This window comes from Paenibacillus nanchangensis, assembly GCF_046543445.1.
Taxonomy (GTDB): Bacteria; Bacillota; Bacilli; order Paenibacillales; family Paenibacillaceae; genus Paenibacillus_AQ; species Paenibacillus_AQ nanchangensis.
Genome location: NZ_JBHOFD010000032.1, coordinates 34412 through 53005, shown reverse-complemented (window position 1 = coordinate 53005; position 18594 = coordinate 34412). Strand labels below are relative to the sequence as shown.

At 56.0% G+C, this 18594-nt stretch carries 16 protein-coding genes; 13 read left to right on the top strand and 3 right to left on the bottom strand.

All coding sequences use genetic code 11. The annotated features are described in order from the left end of the window. The first annotated feature begins 284 nt into the window (after window positions 1-284). Both ACE6ED_RS22575 and ACE6ED_RS22570 read left to right on the top strand, forming a co-directional pair. The gene (locus ACE6ED_RS22575; protein ID WP_410829683.1) at window positions 285-2153 is read left to right on the top strand and encodes an ATP-binding protein; all 1869 of its coding nucleotides are present in this window, start codon (window positions 285-287) and stop codon (window positions 2151-2153) included. Window positions 2154-2279: 126 nt separating this feature from the next. Continuing rightward, entirely contained in the window at window positions 2280-4166 is a 1887-nt protein-coding gene (locus tag ACE6ED_RS22570; protein ID WP_410829682.1) for an ATP-binding protein, read from the top strand. Between the two features lie 47 nt (window positions 4167-4213). Here the strand turns inward: ACE6ED_RS22570 and ACE6ED_RS22565 are convergent, their stop codons facing one another. Continuing rightward, a complete protein-coding gene (locus tag ACE6ED_RS22565; protein ID WP_410829681.1) occupies window positions 4214-4453 on the bottom strand; it encodes an NHLP leader peptide family RiPP precursor in 240 nt (79 codons plus the stop codon). 71 nt (window positions 4454-4524) lie between these two features. Continuing rightward, window positions 4525-5481, bottom strand: coding sequence for a hypothetical protein (locus ACE6ED_RS22560; RefSeq protein ID WP_410829680.1), 957 nt, complete (start codon window positions 5479-5481; stop codon window positions 4525-4527). Between the two features lie 111 nt (window positions 5482-5592). Between ACE6ED_RS22560 and ACE6ED_RS22555 the strand changes: the two genes are divergently transcribed. Together ACE6ED_RS22555 and ACE6ED_RS22550 are read left to right on the top strand one after the other, a co-directional pair. Then, window positions 5593-5907 (top strand): hypothetical protein, encoded by a 315-nt coding sequence (locus ACE6ED_RS22555; RefSeq protein ID WP_410829679.1) that lies wholly within the window; start codon window positions 5593-5595, stop codon window positions 5905-5907. A 169-nt stretch (window positions 5908-6076) separates the two neighbouring features. Then, window positions 6077-7162, top strand: coding sequence for a Gfo/Idh/MocA family protein (locus ACE6ED_RS22550; RefSeq protein ID WP_410829678.1), 1086 nt, complete (start codon window positions 6077-6079; stop codon window positions 7160-7162). Window positions 7163-7697: 535 nt separating this feature from the next. On the opposite strand, the gene ACE6ED_RS22545 is transcribed toward ACE6ED_RS22550, so the two are convergent. After that, window positions 7698-9632, bottom strand: a complete 1935-nt coding sequence (locus ACE6ED_RS22545) for a glycoside hydrolase family 20 zincin-like fold domain-containing protein (RefSeq protein WP_410829677.1) — start codon at window positions 9630-9632, stop codon at window positions 7698-7700. An 80-nt stretch (window positions 9633-9712) separates the two neighbouring features. On the opposite strand from ACE6ED_RS22545, the gene ACE6ED_RS22540 reads away from it, so the two are divergent. The 9 genes from ACE6ED_RS22540 to ACE6ED_RS22500 all read left to right on the top strand — a co-directional run bounded on the left by ACE6ED_RS22540 (window position 9713) and on the right by ACE6ED_RS22500 (window position 18584). Continuing rightward, window positions 9713-10579, top strand: a complete 867-nt coding sequence (locus tag ACE6ED_RS22540) for an AraC family transcriptional regulator (RefSeq protein WP_410829676.1) — start codon at window positions 9713-9715, stop codon at window positions 10577-10579. Window positions 10580-10797: 218 nt separating this feature from the next. After that, window positions 10798-10983: a hypothetical protein gene (locus tag ACE6ED_RS22535; RefSeq protein WP_410829675.1), complete on the top strand. Its 186-nt coding sequence runs from the start codon at window positions 10798-10800 to the stop codon at window positions 10981-10983. Between the two features lie 297 nt (window positions 10984-11280). Next, window positions 11281-12927 (top strand): sensor histidine kinase, encoded by a 1647-nt coding sequence (locus tag ACE6ED_RS22530; protein WP_410829674.1) that lies wholly within the window; start codon window positions 11281-11283, stop codon window positions 12925-12927. 21 nt (window positions 12928-12948) lie between these two features. Then, window positions 12949-13584 carry a response regulator gene (locus ACE6ED_RS22525; RefSeq protein ID WP_410829673.1) on the top strand — a complete coding sequence of 212 codons (636 nt, stop codon included), beginning with the start codon at window positions 12949-12951 and terminating at the stop codon, window positions 13582-13584. 1017 nt (window positions 13585-14601) lie between these two features. Next, window positions 14602-15342, top strand: coding sequence for a YveK family protein (locus ACE6ED_RS22520; protein ID WP_410829672.1), 741 nt, complete (start codon window positions 14602-14604; stop codon window positions 15340-15342). After that, complete coding sequence (locus ACE6ED_RS22515; protein ID WP_410829671.1) at window positions 15326-15967, top strand: CpsD/CapB family tyrosine-protein kinase; 642 nt, start codon at window positions 15326-15328, stop codon at window positions 15965-15967. Before ACE6ED_RS22520 ends, ACE6ED_RS22515 begins: the two co-directional genes overlap by 17 nt. A 22-nt stretch (window positions 15968-15989) precedes the next feature. After that, window positions 15990-16877 (top strand): UTP--glucose-1-phosphate uridylyltransferase GalU, encoded by an 888-nt coding sequence (gene galU / locus ACE6ED_RS22510; protein ID WP_410829670.1) that lies wholly within the window; start codon window positions 15990-15992, stop codon window positions 16875-16877. Window positions 16878-16923: 46 nt separating this feature from the next. Next, window positions 16924-17616, top strand: a complete 693-nt coding sequence (locus tag ACE6ED_RS22505) for a sugar transferase (protein WP_410829669.1) — start codon at window positions 16924-16926, stop codon at window positions 17614-17616. Window positions 17617-17648: 32 nt separating this feature from the next. Then, window positions 17649-18584, top strand: coding sequence for a glycosyltransferase (locus ACE6ED_RS22500; RefSeq protein WP_410829668.1), 936 nt, complete (start codon window positions 17649-17651; stop codon window positions 18582-18584). Window positions 18585-18594 lie beyond the last annotated feature (10 nt).

The following is an 18594-nucleotide window of genomic DNA, read 5'->3' as shown; positions in this document are numbered from 1 at the left end:
CCGCATTAGGGTAACCGAACCGCTTTTCGTTAATAATGAGGTTTTGGTTAATATTGACCAGGGACCGACTTCTTAACCGCCGAATGGGGGAGCGGGTCCGGCTAATGGCATGCGAATTGAGTCCCTTCTCTACGGAGGTCCGAGGGGGCTGACGAATGTCAGAAATCGCCTTTATTCGCCGTTATTTGCACTTCTCTGGCAGGGATACGACGAAGGATGTCGAATTTAAATCCCTATGCTTACTGCTTCCAGACTATTCTTCCTTGACGAGGTGTCATCAAGCTATGAAGCTGCCTACGAACAAAACGGCTGCTCTGATTTTTATATTGCTGCTCCTCTCGGCCCTGATTCCGGCCGGGATTTCACTGGAGTGGAACCGGCATGACGCAGGCGGTGTGCCGGATCTCGCAGTTTACCGGGGAGACGATGGCCGGGCTTCCTTCCCGCCGGGCAATGCGGCGTGGACCAAGGTGAGCGGACAAAGTCCAATTGCCGAAGCCGAAGCCGGTTCCGCACCGTTATGGATGCGGATTACTCTGCCCCCGTCGGAAGGCGGGGCTGCCGTGCTGCTCGACCGGATCACCTGCAGCGGCTTGCAGGCTTATCTGGACGGTCAGCCGTTCTATGAAATGAACCGGCCGCTGCATGGTGAGAAGCTGCTGATCCCGATTCCGGGCGGCCGGCACCATGACGAAAAAATGTATATCCGGACTGGAGGACCATTTTTGCTGGAGGGCGGTATTCGGGCGGGCGATTATGGCAGCATGCTGTCGCAGTATGTCAAAAACGACCTGATCGACGTGATCATCGGTGCGGCCCTGATCCTGATGGCTGTTGTGCTGCTGCTATGCACACTGTTTCTGCGAAGCGAGACTTCACCGGCCGGATATGCGCTGGTCCTGATTATTTTCTCCTCGGGAGTAATGGTCATCACCTACTCGCCGTTTATTCCGCTGGTGGCAGGGGGGAGGAACCGGCTGATTGAGCTGATATTCTCCGCTGCGGTATTTACTTTTTTGCCGGCGTTTACGTATTTCTTCGAGCAGCTCTTCGGCGGAGGCCCGCGCCGGCTGATCACCAAGCTGCGCAAAATCCAAACCTGGGCCTCATTCCTGTTCGCGGCAGTGGTGCTAGTCAATACGCTGCTGCCTTCACCGGCCAGCGGAAAGGTGAATTTTACCGCCGTTACCGTGATCGGCATTGTGGTGATTGCACAAATTTTGCTGCTGCTGTCCGTGCTTTTTTTCAATATGCGCTACCGCGATCCCGATTCGCTGATTTTCGGGGCCGGTTTTAGTGTGCTGGCCGTAACGGGGCTGGCTGAAATGATTTTTTATTTTGCCTCGGAAGGCGGATACCGCCTGTATTGGTGGAAATGGGGGATTGTCGGCTTTATCCTCTCTCTGATTGTCATTATGGGCCGGCGGTTTGCGCTGAACCATGACCGGGTCGTCCAATATTCCACACGGCTTGAAAAGTTTAATAACGAGCTGCAGCGCTCCGAAAAAATGGAAATTATCAGCGAGCTCGCCGCCTCCGTGGCGCATGAGGTCCGGAATCCGCTGCAGGTGACCCGAGGGTTCCTGCAAATTTTGGGCGAGCGTTCGGCGCCGAAAGAGAAGGAATATTTGCAGCTGGCCATCGCCGAGCTGGATCGGGCGTCCATGATTATCACCGACTTTTTAACCTTCGCCAAACCGGAAATGCAAGAATCCGGCCGGCTGGATGTGCTTGCCGAACTGAAGCAGGTCGCCGGTATTCTGGCGCCGCTCGGGCATTTGCAGGGGGTGGAGCTGAAGATGGACCTGCAGCAGAATCTCTATGTGACAGGCAATGCATCCAAGTTCAAGCAGGCGCTGATTAACCTGATCAAAAATGCAATTGAAGCGATGCCTGACCGCGGGACGGTTACAGTTGGCGCGTGGAGCTCGGGCACGGAGGTGATTGTCAGCGTCCGGGATAACGGAATCGGCATGACGCCGCCTGAGCTGGCCCGGCTGGGCGAACCTTATTACTCGAACAAAACCAAAGGAACGGGGCTGGGCTTGATGGTAACCTACCGGATTGTCGAAGCGATGAACGGTGAGCTGAAGTTTTACAGCCATAAAGGTGTCGGGACCCAGGCTGTGATGGTTTTTCCGGCGGCGGACTAACACCCGGCGTAAGAAAATAGAAAAATATTCAAACTTTCCGAAATTTTGAAGGAGTGGAAGCCTTAAGGGGCGAAATAGTACTATGATGTGAGGTTTCTATATAGACTAAGAGCTTGGGGTGCTGGAATGCGCTGTTTGCTGAAAGTAATGTACGGTACACTGCTGCTGTGGGTCATGCTTGCGGCCTCCGGCCTGACGGCGGTTTACGCCGCTTCGAATCCGCCGGAGCAGATTACGGATTGGCGGATCCGTTGGGATGCGCGTGATGGAGGGGCCGTTCATCCGCCCGCCGACGATTCCCTGTGGCTGGAGATGAGAGGTGACAATGCAACCACAAAGCTGCCAAAACCTCATTCGGGAGCCTGGGTTTCGGTCAAGCTGCCTGAGATGAAATGGTCTTCTCCCGCGCTGTACATAGAGACGCTGTATGCGTTGAAAGTTAAAGTGTATGTGGAAGACCGGCTTGTGTACGAGAACAGCAGGAACTACATCAAAGACCACTATTCGCTCCTTGTACCGCTAGGCGTAAACGATGCGGGCAAGAATTTGTACATCTGGACCGGCACGCTGCAGGAACGGGCGGGGATCAAGGAAGCGCCGGTAATCGGAGAGCATTCCGAGATGGTGGACCGCTACATCAAAAACGGGCTGGTTGACGTAATTTTGGGCTGTTCGTTTATATTTGTGGCTTTGGTGCTGTTTGTGTGCTCTTTTTTTCTGAACCGGGATTATTTCTCCGCCGCGGCTTCTCTATCTGTAGTAATCGCTTCGACGGGGCTGCTGGCCATCACGTATTCTCCATTTGTCTACTCGTTCTATGGCTACTTAGGTCCTGCCAGCATCGTGCTGTTTGACCTGGGTTTGCTTTCGCTGCTGCCTGCATTGACCTTTCTGTTTGAGAAAATATTCGGCGGCGGCAAATACGGCCTGATCCGGCATTTTCGCCGGTTCCAAGTGGCGTATTCCGCATTTTGTGTCCTGTGTATGGCGATTAACGGCCTGTCGGGGAACCGGTACGTGGAGCTTTATTATTTTGTCTCTACCCGGGTGATCGGTTACATCATGATTTTCCAGTTTGTATTGCTGATCGGGTGCGTGCTGATCTATTCGCTGAAAGGCAACAAGGATGCGATTATTTTTGCGGTTGGGTTCGGCACTGCGGCGCTTACGGGCGTTATTGAACTGATCTGGTATTTTGCCCGCTCCAGCAACTATGATTTGTTCTACTGGAAGTGGGCTTTAGTAGTCTTTATTTTGTCCCTGATCGTTATTCTTGGACGGCGTCTGGCGCTGAATCACCGTCAGGTTGTGCAGTATTCGCAGGAGCTGGAGATGTTCAACAACGAGCTGCAGCGCTCCGAAAAAATGGAGATCATCAGCGAACTGGCGGCCTCCGTCGCTCACGAGGTACGCAATCCGCTTCAGGTGACACGGGGTTTCCTGCAGCTGCTGGAGCAGAAGACAGACGGCGACGAGCGCAAGTACCTGACTATGGCGCTTAGCGAGCTGGACCGCGCTTCAGGAATTATTACGGATTTTCTGACATTCGCGAAGCCGGAATTTGAACAGGTGACGGTTCTGAACGTACATAACGAGTTCACCCATATCGAGAGCATCCTGCTGCCGCTGTGCCACCTGAACGGAGGCAAAATGGTGCTCGACGTTGCTGAAGGCCTGTGGGTCAAAGGCAACTCCTCCAAGTTCAAGCAGGCGTTCATCAACATTATCAAAAACAGCATCGAAGCGCTTAATGGAGAAGGAATGATCCAGGTTCTGGCTTATGCCAAAGGGGACAAGGCCATTATCCGCATCCGTGACAACGGCGAGGGGATGGAACCGGAGGTGCTGGGCCGGCTGGGCGAACCTTATTTCTCCAACAAAACGAAGGGGACGGGGCTTGGCCTGATGGTGACGTTCCGGATTATTGAAGCCATGAGCGGGGAAATTCAATTTTACAGCAAAAAAGGAGCGGGAACCGAATCGGTTATTCAGCTTCCGCTGACGGCCGTTTAGGTTCGTCGCTCCTTGGCGAACTCTATGAGGTTAAGGTTGAGGGGTCCTTACCAGGATCCCAGGGTTCTGACGTTCGCTTTCTTGTCATTCGAGGCGGGACTTTGCGGGATGACCAGGTACAGCTCGTCGGAGCCTTCCTCAACTGCCTTCAGCTTCATGCTCTCCGGAAGATTGATGCCGAGTACTTCCTTAAGAGCAGTCTTCGGGTCGGACAACAACCGCTGCTTGAAACTTGGATCTTCCCATGCCTTCTGGATTACTTGATTTCTAAGAATTGCTTCTGACATCAACATCCACTCTCCTCAAATGGGTTTTTTTTCCTCCTCAAGTATAGCACAGCCAAATCTCGAATTCTATGCTATTTTTTTGTCGAATTCATATTTTTTGACAGCCAATACGAGAATCCGCCGCCCATTAGCGCCTGCTTCTCCTCCTCTATTTCATGGGCAATCCGCCGCAAGTCCGCTGTCAGGTCCTGGTGAAAAGCATACAGCCCGGGATAACAGGTTTCGGCATGTGCGTTCAAAGCAAGCTGCCTTTCGGCCAAGGAAACGTAAGCTTCCAGGCCGCCGGACACATGGATGAACGTGCGGACTGTCTCCGGAGCAGGGAGCGCAGAAGCGGCGGCAGGTTCGCCGGGGACGGACTGCACGGAGACTAAGGACAGCAGGCAGTTGGAGCTGCCTGTCTGCAAATCTTCTTCCCAATCTTCGAAATCGTCCAGCATCTGCAGCGTAACCAAAGCGCGGTCGATCGCCTCCTCGGCCAGCGGCAGCCGCTCAAGCCGTCCGGTATGCTGCAGCATGCCGGCTGCGGTTATTTTCAGCGGGCTTGATTTGCGTGCGGCATCCAGGGGATCGTCAATAAAGTAGCGGCCTGAGCGTTCCCGGACGGCGCTTGCTGCCCACTCTCTCCAATATCGGTTAAAATAAGACCAGAACGGCGAATCGCCGGGAAAGCAGGCCCGGTAAATATTGAGAAATTCAGCGAAAAAAAGATTGGCGAGCGGCAATGCCTCCGCCGGCGTATGATCCGGCTCGTCCATCAGATCGTCCTGAAGAAAAAAATACAGCATGCAAAAGAGGTTGCCGGCGGTCAGGCGCCGGGCGAGTTCCCGTTCCGTTCCGTCCGGGTCTAGCCAAAAAGGCAGCAGATAGCAGATGTAGTTGGTACGGCTTCCGGCCCGCCTCGGGTCGAAATGTGACAGATAAGCGGCTCCCTTGGCGTTCAGCGGTTCGGGAAAATGGCGGATGGCCAGCGCACATTCGTCAAAAATAGACTCCAGTTCCCCGGTATACGGATTCAGCCAGTTCATAGGCAGGTCTCCTGTCCTAATATGGAATGGTTAATTATGGAATATGGTCAATCCCAGTATAGCGCCGCAGGTTTGCGGCGATCAATAGCAAACTAGGAAAGGGGAAGCAGCGTGAACGAATGGTATACGTTTGGACAGCTGCTGATGCGCATCCGGCTCGGGGAGCAGGCTTCCACGCCGGATGGACGGGTTTTAATCCGTACGCCGGACGGGCTGCGGTGGAAGGATGTCCAGTCTGGCGGCACGGGCAAGTTCGTGGAAATCCGCGATTATTTATTCTCCGATCTGTGGCGGATTGATCCCGCAGAGAGCGTCGAATGGCTGGAGCAGCGTGAGCGGAAAGAGCAGCTGGAACGGGAAATGCTGGAGAACCAGTATGAGGAGATCCGCGAAGCGATGCGGCAGGACAGGCGGGAGCGCAAATAGCGGGAGCTGCTGAACATTGTTTTGCGCCTCCTCCATCCCCGAAGGCAGGAGTGACTCAGTTCAGAGGAATCCGGGGCCCCGTAATCACGGACCTGCCCGTATACAGGCAGGAGGCTGCAGCAGTATGGACAAACATGGACCCGCCCATATACAGACAGGAGGTTGCAGTATGGATAAAATCACATTTGGTCTGCTCGGGAGCGGCTGGCGGGCTGACTTTTACCGGCGCGTCGCCGAGGCGCTGCCTGAGCGGTTCCGCCTTTCGGCCGTGTGGACGCACAGCCCCGGCCGGGCCGCCGAGCTGCAGGCAGCCTGGGACGTGCCGGTCTTCGACTCGCTGGAGGCGTTTCTTGACCGCGGCGGGTTCCGGTTCGCGGTTGTCTGCCTGAACCGCGCCGCTGCCCCGGAATATACCGCTCGGCTGGCGGAGCGGGATATTCCGGTTCTGGCGGAAACGCCGCCGGCTGCGGATCTGCACGGCCTCCGCGTCTTGTGGGAGCGGCTGGGGGCGCAGGCCGCGCGGGTCCAGGTCGCCGAGCAGTACGCGTTCCAGCCGATGCACGCCGCAAGGCTGGCGCTGGCCCGGTCGGGCCGGCTGGGGAGCATCAGCCACGTGCAGGTGTCGGCGGCACACGACTACCATGGCGTCAGCCTGATGCGCGGTCTGCTCGGCGCGGGGTTTGGCCCCGCCGCGGTCCGCGGCGTGAAGCTCACCGCGCCGCTCGCCATCGGGCCGGGACGGAGCGGCCCGCCGGCCGGAGAAGGGACGGCCGAATCGGAGCAGACGCTGGCCGTGTTTGATTTTGGCGGAAAAACCGGCGTGTACGATTTTGCCAAAGAACAGTATTTCTCCTGGATCCGGAACAGCCGGATGCTGATCCGGGGCGAACGGGGCGAAATTTTAAATCAAGAGGCCTCATGGCTGGAACACTATGATTCGCCGCTTTACGCCGAACTGCGGCGGGTAGACGCGGGGCATGGGGGAAATCTTGAAGGGCTGTTTCTCAAAGGCATTTTGTGCGGGTCCGAGTGGCTGTACCGCAATCCTTTTGCGCCCGCCCGGCTGACGGAGGATGAAATCGCGGTGGCCGAAAGTCTGGTGCGGATGGACGAGTTCGTCCGGGGCGGTCCGCCCGTGTACAGTCTTGCGGAGGCATGCCAGGATCAGTATCTGGCGCTTGCCATGCACGAGGCGGTATTAAAGGGGACGGAGATCGTTACCGAAACGCAGGTGTGGGCACCTCCCGGCACCTGATCGCCATCCTTTGGCTTTGGATCCGTCAGCCAGAGCTGTTTTTGCATCTGATCCGCTTGGTGCAGGTGTCTGATCCGGCCAGTTTTGTACAGCCGCTTGAGGGCTTTCGGTCTGACGGCCCTGATAGCCTTGCGGCCTGCTAGCCTGACGGCCCTAATAGCCTTGTGGCCTGCAGCCTGACGGCCCTAATAGCCTTGTGGCCTGCACAGCCTGACGGTCTGATAGCCTTGTGGCCTGATAGCCTGACGTCCGGACGGCCCGATGGCCCTAGCGGTGCGGTCCGCAGCTTGATGGTCCGGCCTGACGGCCTAGTGGCTTACAGCTTGGCGCCATGCGGCTTGATAGCCTAGCGATCTGGTGGCCTCCAGCCTGACGGCAGGAAACCCCGACGGCCCGGCCTCACAGCCTGGCGCCTTGCTTCCCGCCGCTGAACGCCATACCGCCGTGTTCAGTCACCGGCCATCGGCATGCAAAGGCCCCGCTTTCCAGACAGGAAGCGGGGCCTTTCGTCGTTATCGGAGCAGGGCTGCGAGGTTTATAGACCTTTTGCGCCGCCTTCAATCGAGGCCGCAAAGGCGGCGTATTCCCGGCGCAGATGCAGCAGGCGGGAGACGCTTTTGTCGAGGCCGCCGAGACGGTTGCGGCTCAGCCACAGCTGCCGGTACTCGTGCAGCAGGCCGTCCAGGTCGTGCGCCAGCGCTTCCGCTTCGCGCGCCAGCGCCGGGCCGGGCTGCCCTGCCAGTCCGCGCTTCAGCAGACCGAGCCGTACGGCGTGGCGGACGAAGCGGATGCCGTTCTGCAGCTCCCGCATTACCAGTCCGGCATCGTCGCAGCGCAGGCTGAGCCGGTCAAGCCGGCCTTCTATCTCGCCGATGTAGTTCCCCAGCGCCTCCAGCTTTTGCTCGTCAAGCTGCTCTACAATCACCACATTATCGAGATCGGTGCGCAGCAGCATCGACATCTCCGTGTCGTTCCACCGCATGATATCCGACTCCAGCTTGTAGTAGTTTCCGAGGTCGATCAGGAGGCGTCCGGCTTCTGACGCTTCGTCCTTAAAAACAAACCGGTCCAGATAACCCGCCGTATCGGCGTTCAAATTGCCGTCCACGTTCCAGGAGACGGCCGCTCCGTACACATAACCCGGATAGCTGACCGGGAGATGCTGCCAGTGTCCATGGTCGCCCCAATCGGTAATCAGGTAGCCGATGGCGCCGTTATTCCGGCCATGCACCGCTGCATTGCGCAGGTTGCCAAATGCGTTGTCTGCCTGGCCCGTAAGGGAGTTCCAGGCGCTTGTGCCCGGACAGACATAAAACGGAATACCGGCTTCCCGGAATTTTTGCGTATGCTCCTCAAACGGATGCACCTCATGGTATCCCCATTCCATCGCAATAAGATCTTTAGGCAGCCGGGGAATCAGCTCGGGATGCTGCAGAATGATATCGCCCCAGAACTGCATGGTTTTGCCTCTTTGCTTGACCAGTTCATAGACTTCAAGTAAAAAATCGAGATAAACTTCGCCGGCCCCGCGTTTCTCTACTTCTTCTTTACTCCGTCCTAGCCCGAGCTCAAAGGTTTCGTCCAGCCCGGCATTAAACAGAGAAGAGCTGAAATAAGGCAGCAGGTCGTCATACATCCGCTCCAGCAGACGGAATACTTCCGGCTCGCCGGTATAAAACGTTCCGGGCCGCATATACAGCCCTTTCGGGGAAAAATCTGTGGAATACAAGTGTTCCGGCATCATAAACCCTTCGGGTGTCTCCGCCAGATGGTTGAACTCGGGGCGGATCAGCCATTCCTCCATATGGCCGAAGCTGTTCTGGTTCGGCACCAGATCGATGTACCGCTCGCGGCAGTACTCGTCGAGACGGAGAATTTCGTCCCCGGAAATCGGGGTTTCCAGTTCCCAGGCCTGAGGGAAAGATTCGTAGGCGAAAGGCAGGCCTTCGATATACAGCTGCAGCTGATTCAGCTTCAGGTCGGCCATCAAATCCACGATCCGGTGCAGGGTATCCGTTGTCGGAATTTTGTTGCGGCTGATGTCGAGCATTACGCCCCGGGACGGGAAATCGGGTTCGTCGCGGATAAGCAGGCAGGGGAAAACGCGGCCGCACTGCAGCGCAATCTGCTTCAAGGTGGAGACGGCGTAGAACGCGCCTTCCGGCGAGCTGTAAGCAATTTGTACACCTTCGGAACTAATCCTGATTTCATAGCCCTGCGCTGGGAGTGAGGCATTTGCCGCAAAAAGAAAGGCGGCGGAAACTTCGGCCCGTGCCGGCACGGAAATGGGCAGCGACAGGCTGCAGCTGTCTTCGAGCGTTGTCTGGAGCCGGCGGGCAGCCGACAGGGCAGCCTTGTCGGCTGTTTCTTTCAGAACGATCTTGGAAGCATACGGCACGTTAAATGTGCCGCTGTGCGGCTCAAGGTGCCGGGGGGCAGGCATAAGCAGCGGAGTTTGGTTAAAGGACATAGCGGGCTTCACCTCATGTAATGTAGAATATGATCATCTTGAAGTAACCATATCACGCTTAAATGTACGGAGGAATGCAAATGGTATCCAAAGTCATGGATTATATGATCAGCCCGGTGCCGATACGAATCATCGATCCGCACGTCGAACGCTCCATGCTGCGAATCGGGGGCATCCGGGTCGGGCAGACGGGACATCTGCCGGGCCGGACGCTGTTCCGCAGGGAAGCCGTGTTCGATACCTGGGCGGCGGTATTTATCATTTCGGGCGCGGGAACGTACCGCGAGGACGGCGGCGGAGAGCAGGCGGTCCGCGGCGGATCGCTGTTTTTTTTTCATCCGGGGCGGACGTATGACTTTGGGCCTGAAGCGGGAGGCAGCTGGGACGAGTATTACATCAACTTTGAAGGCGAGCGGAGCAGGGAATGGCTGGAGAACGGGCTGATCTTTGCGGGCAGAGTGCTTGAAGGAGCGGTCGGGGAAGAAGTTCCGGCCATGTGCGAGGAGATATTGGCCTGTATGGAGCGGGGGCTGCCGGGGGAAGCGGACCGGGCGGCGCTGCTGCTGGAACGGCTGCTGCTGGAATGCGCGCTTACCGCGGCCGGGAAAGAGCGGCTGCCGGAGGATGACCTGATGTCCCGCGTCCGGAAGGACCTGGAGGCTTCCGTCTACGGAGGGCTCCAGCCGGAGACGATCGCCGAGCGGCACCATGTTTCCGTCTCCACGCTTCGAAGGGCGGTCCGCCGGGCAAGCGGTTATCCGCTGTATGAATACGTACACCGGCTGAAGATGGCGGAAGCCCGTCATCTGCTGCTGAATACGCCGCTCCGGATTCAGGAAATTGCCGCTGCGCTTGGTTATGCGGACCCGTTTTATTTTTCCAGACTGTTCAAAAAATACAGCGGTAAGTCGCCAACAGCGTGCCGGGAACAAATCTACCAAAGTTAATTCTAAACCGGGGTAAAGCGGAGGGATTAAAATCGGGTTATCCGACCTGTATTTAAGGAATTGAGTCGGAATTTGTAGTTTTTTGTTGACACCCTTCGTCAAACGGTGCTATTCTTTAGGTATTGCTGGAAATATAGGTCGGAATCGGAGCACTCACCGCTTAAGCAGAGCCGAGAATGGAACCGAGATCGCTTTTTCGCATACTGGAGATGAAGAACATGAGCGAATTTTACTGCATCACCTGCGGCAGTCTCCATACACTGGATTCCGGGAGCACCCATGTGCGGATTTTATCCACCGGCTTTCATATTGTGGACGGGACCCGTTATCAGATCTGCATTTGCGGATGCGAAGCGCAGAAGCCGGCTGTTGAAGCAGGCAGTACGTGTGACAAGATCTCTTGAGACGGGATGGAATGAATTTAATATAAGACGGAAGAACGCTTGCTCCAGAGAAGAGCTGGCGTTTTTTTTGTAAAGGTCACATTAACATGCCATGTAATGTGCAATTTATAGCAATATTTCCTTTGATTACGTTTGCATTAATTAATGAAACGTAACTTTTTTTGTTTTTTATGTAATGTAACCGTTCACAAAAAATGACGTAACTTGTTATTGTGATTTTTTTTATGTATGATGCTTTTAAACACAGCGCTAAAACAAGCTCGCATTTTCCACAATCTTGGAGAATAGGGTGGTGGGATGAGAATAAGATCAACTGCGGAAGACAGAATGTTCGCTTATTACCGCTACTTTTCCCTGTCCCTGACCTCGCTAATCTATCTGATCAGCCCCGTGGGACCTTCCGTAGGCTACAAAACACTGCTTATCGCGATATTGTTTGGGCTTGCCCGCGTCTTTGACAGCTTGTACCGCAGGCTGCGCGGCGCAAGAAAAACCATGATGCTGGCCGTAAGCGTAGAGACGGCGGGGATTGTGGTGCTGGCCCTGTCAACAGGGGGGCTGGACAGCCCGTTCGGCTGGTACGCGTTAAACCCGGTTATTGCAGCTGCCGGTTTTTTACATTTTTATTTCGCATGGATACTTCTCCTAGGTTATATCGGTTCTTTGATGGCATTTTGTTATAGTTTTTTTGATGGCGATGAATTTTTTTTGACGGCGGCGGTCCGGGAGAACGGAAATCTGTTCCTGGCGCTTGTATTAGCCGTCACGGTGATGCAGATGCTGGTCCGGGCCAAACGGGAGCGGGAGGAAGCCGACGCCCGTACCAACGAGACCATGGAGCACATCAAATCGCTGTATCACATTGTGGAGAACTCCAGCCAGCATGATTTCATGAACATCGGACAGGTCATTACGGACTATGTGGTCAAGCTGACGAAACTGGAGAAGGCGCTGTTCTGGTTCGCCCGAAAGAGCGGCGAGTCGGCCCCGGACAGCCGACAGACCGGCTGGCAGCGGCAGGAGGAGCTGTATCTTTTTGCGGAGCTTGAGAAGCATGAGCAGGAATGGAGATTGCAGCGGGAGCCGGTATTCAAAAGTCTTCCGGGACTAGGCGACTTCCTGCTGATGCCGGTGCGGATGAGCACCCGATTCGTCGGCATGATTGGAGTCAAGCTGGAGTCGGCGGAGGGACTGGAAGGCAGGAGATGGTATATCCAGCAGCTCATGTTCCTTGCGGAGCTGAGCGCGATCATCCTGGAGCGGCATGAGCTGGGCGTCATCGAGAACCGGCTGATCATTACCAATGAGCAGAACCGGATCGCGGATGAAATGCATGACAGCGTATCGCAAAGCTTGTTTGGGATTGTGTATGCGACGCATTCGCTGAAGCAGACATGGCGCAAGATGTCGGATACCGAGCTCGAGGAACAGATCGAGCTGATTCACGATTCGGCGACGAAGGTCGCCAAGGAACTGCGCGTTACCATTTACAGCCTGAGCTCCAAAAAAAGCGGCGGCCCGACCTGGATCGGCATGGTGCGGTCGCACTTGAAGAGCCTGTCCAGGCTGAACAACGTGGAAATCGAGCTGAAGATCACGGGGGACGATTTCAGTCTTCCTTACCCGTACCACAAAGCGCTGTTTCGGATTATTTCCGAAGCTACAGGCAACGCAATCCGCCACGGCGGGGCGACCCGGGTGGATGTGGAGCTGTCCCTGAAGCCGAAATGGATCCGTCTGTCGATCTCCGATGACGGAGCCGGCTTCGATGCGGACAGGCTGTGGGCGCAGTCGGAAGAAGGTTCCGGCGGACTTGGCATGAAGAATATGAAGTATTTGGCGCAATCGCTTGGAGGAAGCTTCCAGCTTTCCAGCAGTCATAATAACGGAACGCAGGTGCTGGTATCGGTACCGGTAGGCATGGCGGAATTGAAGAACGCATAACGAGACAGGAGGTCGCGTAAAGTGAAAATTGTCATCGTGGACGATCACCCTTTGGTGAGAAGAGGCCTGGCGGCGGTTATTTCCATGCAGCCCAATGTGCAGTTTGCCGGTGAAGCCACAAGCGGCCAGGAGGCGCTTGAGGTCATTGCCGAATGCGAGCCGGATCTCGTGCTGATCGATTTGAAGCTGGCCGACGAATCGGGACTGGATGTGATTAAGGCGGCCCGGCAGAAGGGGCTGAATACGAAGTTTATTTTGCTGACGTCGTCGGCGAGCCGGGAGGACTTTTTGAAAGCGGAGGAAGTGCTCGTAGACGGATATGTGCTCAAAGAGGCGCTGCCCGAAGAGCTGTTGTTCGCCATCCAGCTTGTACATAAGGGGAGAAAATACTACGACCCCGGCCTGATGGAGGACAAAATGCGGATGAGTGTCGGCAGTCCGACGGACGAGCTGACGCCCAAGGAACGCGAGGTGCTCATCGAGCTTGGACAAGGCGCGTGCAACCGGGAAATTGCCTCCCGGCTGTTTATCAGCGAGTTCACCGTGAAGAAGCATGTCAGCCAGATCCTGGCTAAACTTCAGGTGGCGGACCGGACGCAGGCGGCGCTGTATGCCAATGCGGTCGGATTAACCAAATACGAAATGTCGGTGGACTAAGCTTTCTGCTTAAGAAGCCTGCTAATGACAGCGTCCCGCCAGGGTAATGGCGGGGCGCTTGTTTTTGTACGCCCAGCATGGGCGTCATTTCTAGGGTGAAAGTCCCGAACGGGGGCTGGCGAACGCCTACCGTTAGCCAAGAGCATGGGTGTCCGCCTTGAGGTGGAATCTAACTGGAACGAATCCTCTCCTGTGACACACCCGCAGCGGATTACCACCGAACGCGATACCGAGGTTTTTCCGGACCCAGAGGACGTTATTTCTGAGTTTCGTGGGCTTTTGGGTTGCCTTGCGGACTCCAGATCCGTTATTCGTACCGAAAACATCCAAACGATGGACTTTCTGCGTAAATAAGGGAATCTGAGTCCGTCTCTTGGCCAAAACACGGAATAATCAGCAAATTAGGTCCTCTGAGTCCGTGAGAAAGTCACAGGGGAGGACAATGCTGAATCGCGTAAGCATAGATTCTGCATCAGATTGGCCAAGTCCATTACGAACAAGGGCTGTCACCTGCAGCGACTTATGAGACAGCCTTTTTTGTATCGGGGGCCGGGTTGGAAATTCGGGAACTCTGGGGGCCCCGATGCCGTTCCGGCAGCAGCTGCGTCCCCGCCTCCGCGCGATTCCCGCGGCGTTGCCCGTCCCGCTTCCGCGCGATTCCCGCAGCGTTGCCCGCCCCCGCTACCGCGCGTACCCCGCAGCGTTGCCCGCCCCCGCCTCCGCGCGTACCCGCAGCGTTGCCAGCCCCGCCTCCGCGCGTACCCCGCAGCGTTGCCCGCCCCGCCTCCGCAGGTTCCGACAGCTTTTTGCGAATATGGCACTAAAGTATACCAAGGGGTAGTCCCATGCGGTAAGAAGGCTCATTCCAAAGTGAACAGGAAAGTGAAGCTACGGCCCATGTCCCCCGGAAGACGAGTTGATAGAATTAAAGCAAGAAAACTGAAAGTTTCATGATTGTTTCAATTGTTTTGCTTGTCGGCACAACGAGAGAAAAAATGCTACGGAAGGAGGCTTCTTGTGGAAAAGACGATTTTGGATTACATCCAGCTGATCAAACGGCGCTTATGGATTATCGTAGCGTTTGTTCTGATCTCCTGCGGCACTACCTACTACGTAAGCAAAAACTTCGTAGAACCCGTCTACTCCGCTTCGGGTCAGCTCCTGGTCAACAACGTCCCCTATGCTGCCGAAGGCAATCAGCTGAATCAACTGAATTTCAGTCTGAATCTGATCGAGAGCTACAAGGACATTTTGAAATCCCCGGCCATTATGGACGAAGTGGTCGCGGCCCATCCCGAATTCGGCATGACGGCGAAAGAGCTCAGCAGCAAGCTGGAAATCCGCTCCTCGGACAAAAGCCAGGTTATCAACCTGAGCATCCAGGACAAGAGTTATGAGCAAGCGGCGAACATCGTCAACGCGGTGTCGCAGACGTTTATTCGCAACGTCCCTTCGCTGATGAAGCTGGACAACGTATCCTTCCTGACGCCGGCCGATCCAAACGCCGAAGCGGTTCCGGTGAACGGCGGATCGATGATGAACATCCTGATCAGCTTCGTTGTATCACTGATGGCGTCGCTGGGACTGATCCTCCTGCTGGAGACGCTGAACAACACGCTCCGCACCGAAAAGGAGGCGCTGCACGATATCGGGCTTCCGGTGATCGCTTCGGTTCCGACCATCCGCAAGCGGGATATGGGCGGAGCGGCGAAGTCAAAAGCAAGAGTAGGGGAGGGCGCTTATGTTGCGGTTGAATAACAGCCTGGTCGCCGACGCGAATCCCGCGTCCCGGGTATCTGAGTCGTTCCGCAGCCTGCGGACGTACATCCGCCAGCTCGGCATTCTGGAGCCTGGAGCCGGCAAGGTGCTGCTGTTCACCTCGGCGGGGGACGGAGAGGGCAAAACGACCATTCTCTCCAACCTGGCAGTGTCCTTCGTACAGGACGGCAAAAAAGTTGCCGTGGTGGATTGCAATCTGAGAAAGCCGGCCCTGCACCTCGTGTTCGGAACGGAGGAAGGCGGCGGACTGACGGGCTACCTGAAAGGCCAGGCGGAAGCGGACGAGACGCCGGTATACGGCTCGCTTGCCAATCTGGCGGTGATTCCCGCAGGAGAGACGGTGCTGAGCCCAGCCGACCTGCTTGGCGGAGAGCGGATGCAGGTTCTGCTGAACGAGCTGCGCGCCTCTTTTGATCTGGTGCTGCTCGATACGCCCCCGGCCGTGGAGTTCAGCGACGCCCGCGTGCTTGCGCCGCAGAGCGACGGAGTCATCGTGGTCGCCCGTCACGGCAAAACAAAACGTGAAAGCCTGCGCAAGCTGAAGCTGCTGCTGGATCAGGCAGGTACCCCGATTCTCGGTATCGCTATGAATCAAACCAAATAACGAAGTCAAGGAGGCAAGTGCGATGAAAAAAGTGAAAAAGGTGATTATCCCCGCAGCCGGTCTGGGAACGCGCTTTCTTCCCGCGACGAAAGCCATGCCTAAAGAAATGCTTCCGATTATCAACAAACCGACAATCCAGTACATTGTCGAGGAGGCGATCGCTTCCGGGATCGAAGACATCATCATCGTAACGGGTAAAGGCAAACGGGCGATCGAAGACCATTTCGACAATGCTTTTGAACTTGAATCCCGCCTGCTGGAAGACGGCAAGCTGGAGCTTTTGCAAGAGGTGCAGCGTTCCTCCAAGGTGGAGATTCACTACATCCGCCAAAAAGAACCCAAAGGCCTCGGCCATGCCGTATGGTGCGCAAGACGCTTTATCGGGGACGAGCCGTTTGGCGTTATGCTGGGCGATGACATTGTAACCGGCCAGACGCCTTGCCTGAAGCAGCTGATTGACCAATACGAGGAAACGCAAAACTCGGTAATCGGCGTACAGACGATTCCGGACGAATTCACGAACCGTTACGGCATCATTGAGCCGGACCTGCAGGACGGACGCCTGTACCGGGTCAACAACTTCGTGGAGAAGCCGCCGCTCGGCACGGCTCCGTCGAACTTGGCCATCATGGGCCGCTACGTGTTTACGCCAAAAATCTTTAAATACCTCGACCTTCAGGAAAAAGGCGCGGGCGGCGAAATCCAGCTGACCGATGCCATTCAAAAGCTGAATCAAAGCGAGCGCGTGTATGCCTATAACTTTGAAGGCACCCGTTACGACGTGGGCGAGCGTCTCGGCTATATTTTGACAACACTGGAGTTTGCGCTTCAGAACGAAGACCTGCGTTATCCGGTGATGGATGCGATGGCCGAATGGCTGAGCAAAGCGGGACAAGCGACGGTCAGCTGACAAACGAAGGTGAGTTCATTTACGGGAAGAGGAGGAATGACGGGGAATGAGCATGCAAAAAATGCCCGAGGATTATGATGTCGTGGCGTCCAAACTTTACATGCTGCAAGCCAAAGAAGGAATCAAAGAAGCGGAATCCTATCTGGTGATGAAGCGGATGATCGATATCTTTTTTTCCGCTCTTGGCCTTCTCGTGCTGCTGCCTCTGTTCATACTGGTTGCCGTACTTATCAAGCTGGAGGACCCCAAAGGCAAGGTGTTCTTCCGGCAGACCCGGGTCGGCAAAGACGAAAAGCCGTTTTCGATGTACAAGTTCCGTTCCATGGTCTCCAATGCCGAAGAGCTGAAAAAGCAGCTGCTGGAGCAGAACGAAGTCAGCGGGGCGATGTTCAAAATGAAAAACGACCCGCGCGTGACCCGCATCGGCCGGTTTATCCGCAAAACAAGCATTGACGAGCTTCCCCAGCTCTGGAACGTGCTGATCGGGAACATGAGCCTTGTTGGTCCCCGGCCGCCGCTCCCCGAGGAAGTGGCCCAGTATACGGAGTACGACAAACAGCGGCTGATGGTAACGCCGGGCTGCACCGGATATTGGCAGGTCAGCGCAAGGAACAGCGTCGGCTTTGACGAGATGGTTCAGATGGACCTGACTTACATTCAAACGCGCAGCACACTGCTTGATCTGAAGATTATTTTCAAAACCGGACTTTTGCTGCTCGGGTCCAAAGATGCCTATTGATACAACAATCCGTGAACTTTAGGAGAATGATTATGCGTGATTCCGGAGACGCTCCCAAGGTTTCCATTATCATCTGCACGTACAACCGCGTTGCTCTGCTGGTCAAGACGCTGGAGTCGCTGCTGTCTCTGGACCGCCTGAGCGAGGCGGAGGTGATTGTGGTCGACAACCGGTCCACCGATACGACGGCGGATGCCGTCAAACGTTTCCTCGAAAAGCACGCCGGCGAACTGGACGCCCGCTACATTTTGGAGCCTGTCCAGGGCTTGTCGGCGGCGCGGAATACGGGGATTCTGGCGGCAAAAGCAGACATCATCGCCTTTCTCGACGACGATGCCATCCCTTGTCCCGGCTGGATCGATACCATCGTCTCCACATTCGGCAGCAGGCCGGATTGTATGGCGATGGGCGGACCGATCGCGCCGATCTTCGAAAGCGGCCGCCCCGAATGGCTGATCAAGCCGTTTGAGCTGCCGTACACGATCGTCGATCTGGGCGGCCGGGTCCGGGAATACCCGGGCAAGCTGCATCCGTGCGGAGCGAACATGGCCATGCGTAAAACGGTGTTCGACATCAGCCTGTTCCCGCTCGAGCTGGGCCGTAAAGGCGATTCGCTGCTGTCGGGCGAAGAGCAGTGGCTGTTCGGACAGATCCGGAAGGAGCGGCACACCATTTTGTACCATCCGGAGATGGCGGTCGACCATTTTGTGGCGGCGGGCCGGCTGACGGAAGAATGGATTATGAAACGATATTATAGCCAAGGCATTTCGAACGCGATGAAGCGGGAGGGCCTGAAAGGCAATGCGGTGCTGCTCGGAACAACGGCCGCAAAAATCGCGTTTGTCCTGGTCGACTCGCTGTTCTCCAGGAGCGCGGGGCGCAAACTGCTGGTCAAGTGCAGGCTGGAGAGTATACGCGGAACCCTCGAAATGATCTGGAACCGGAAAAGGGAATCCGCAGCGGGGTGAGAGACGAATC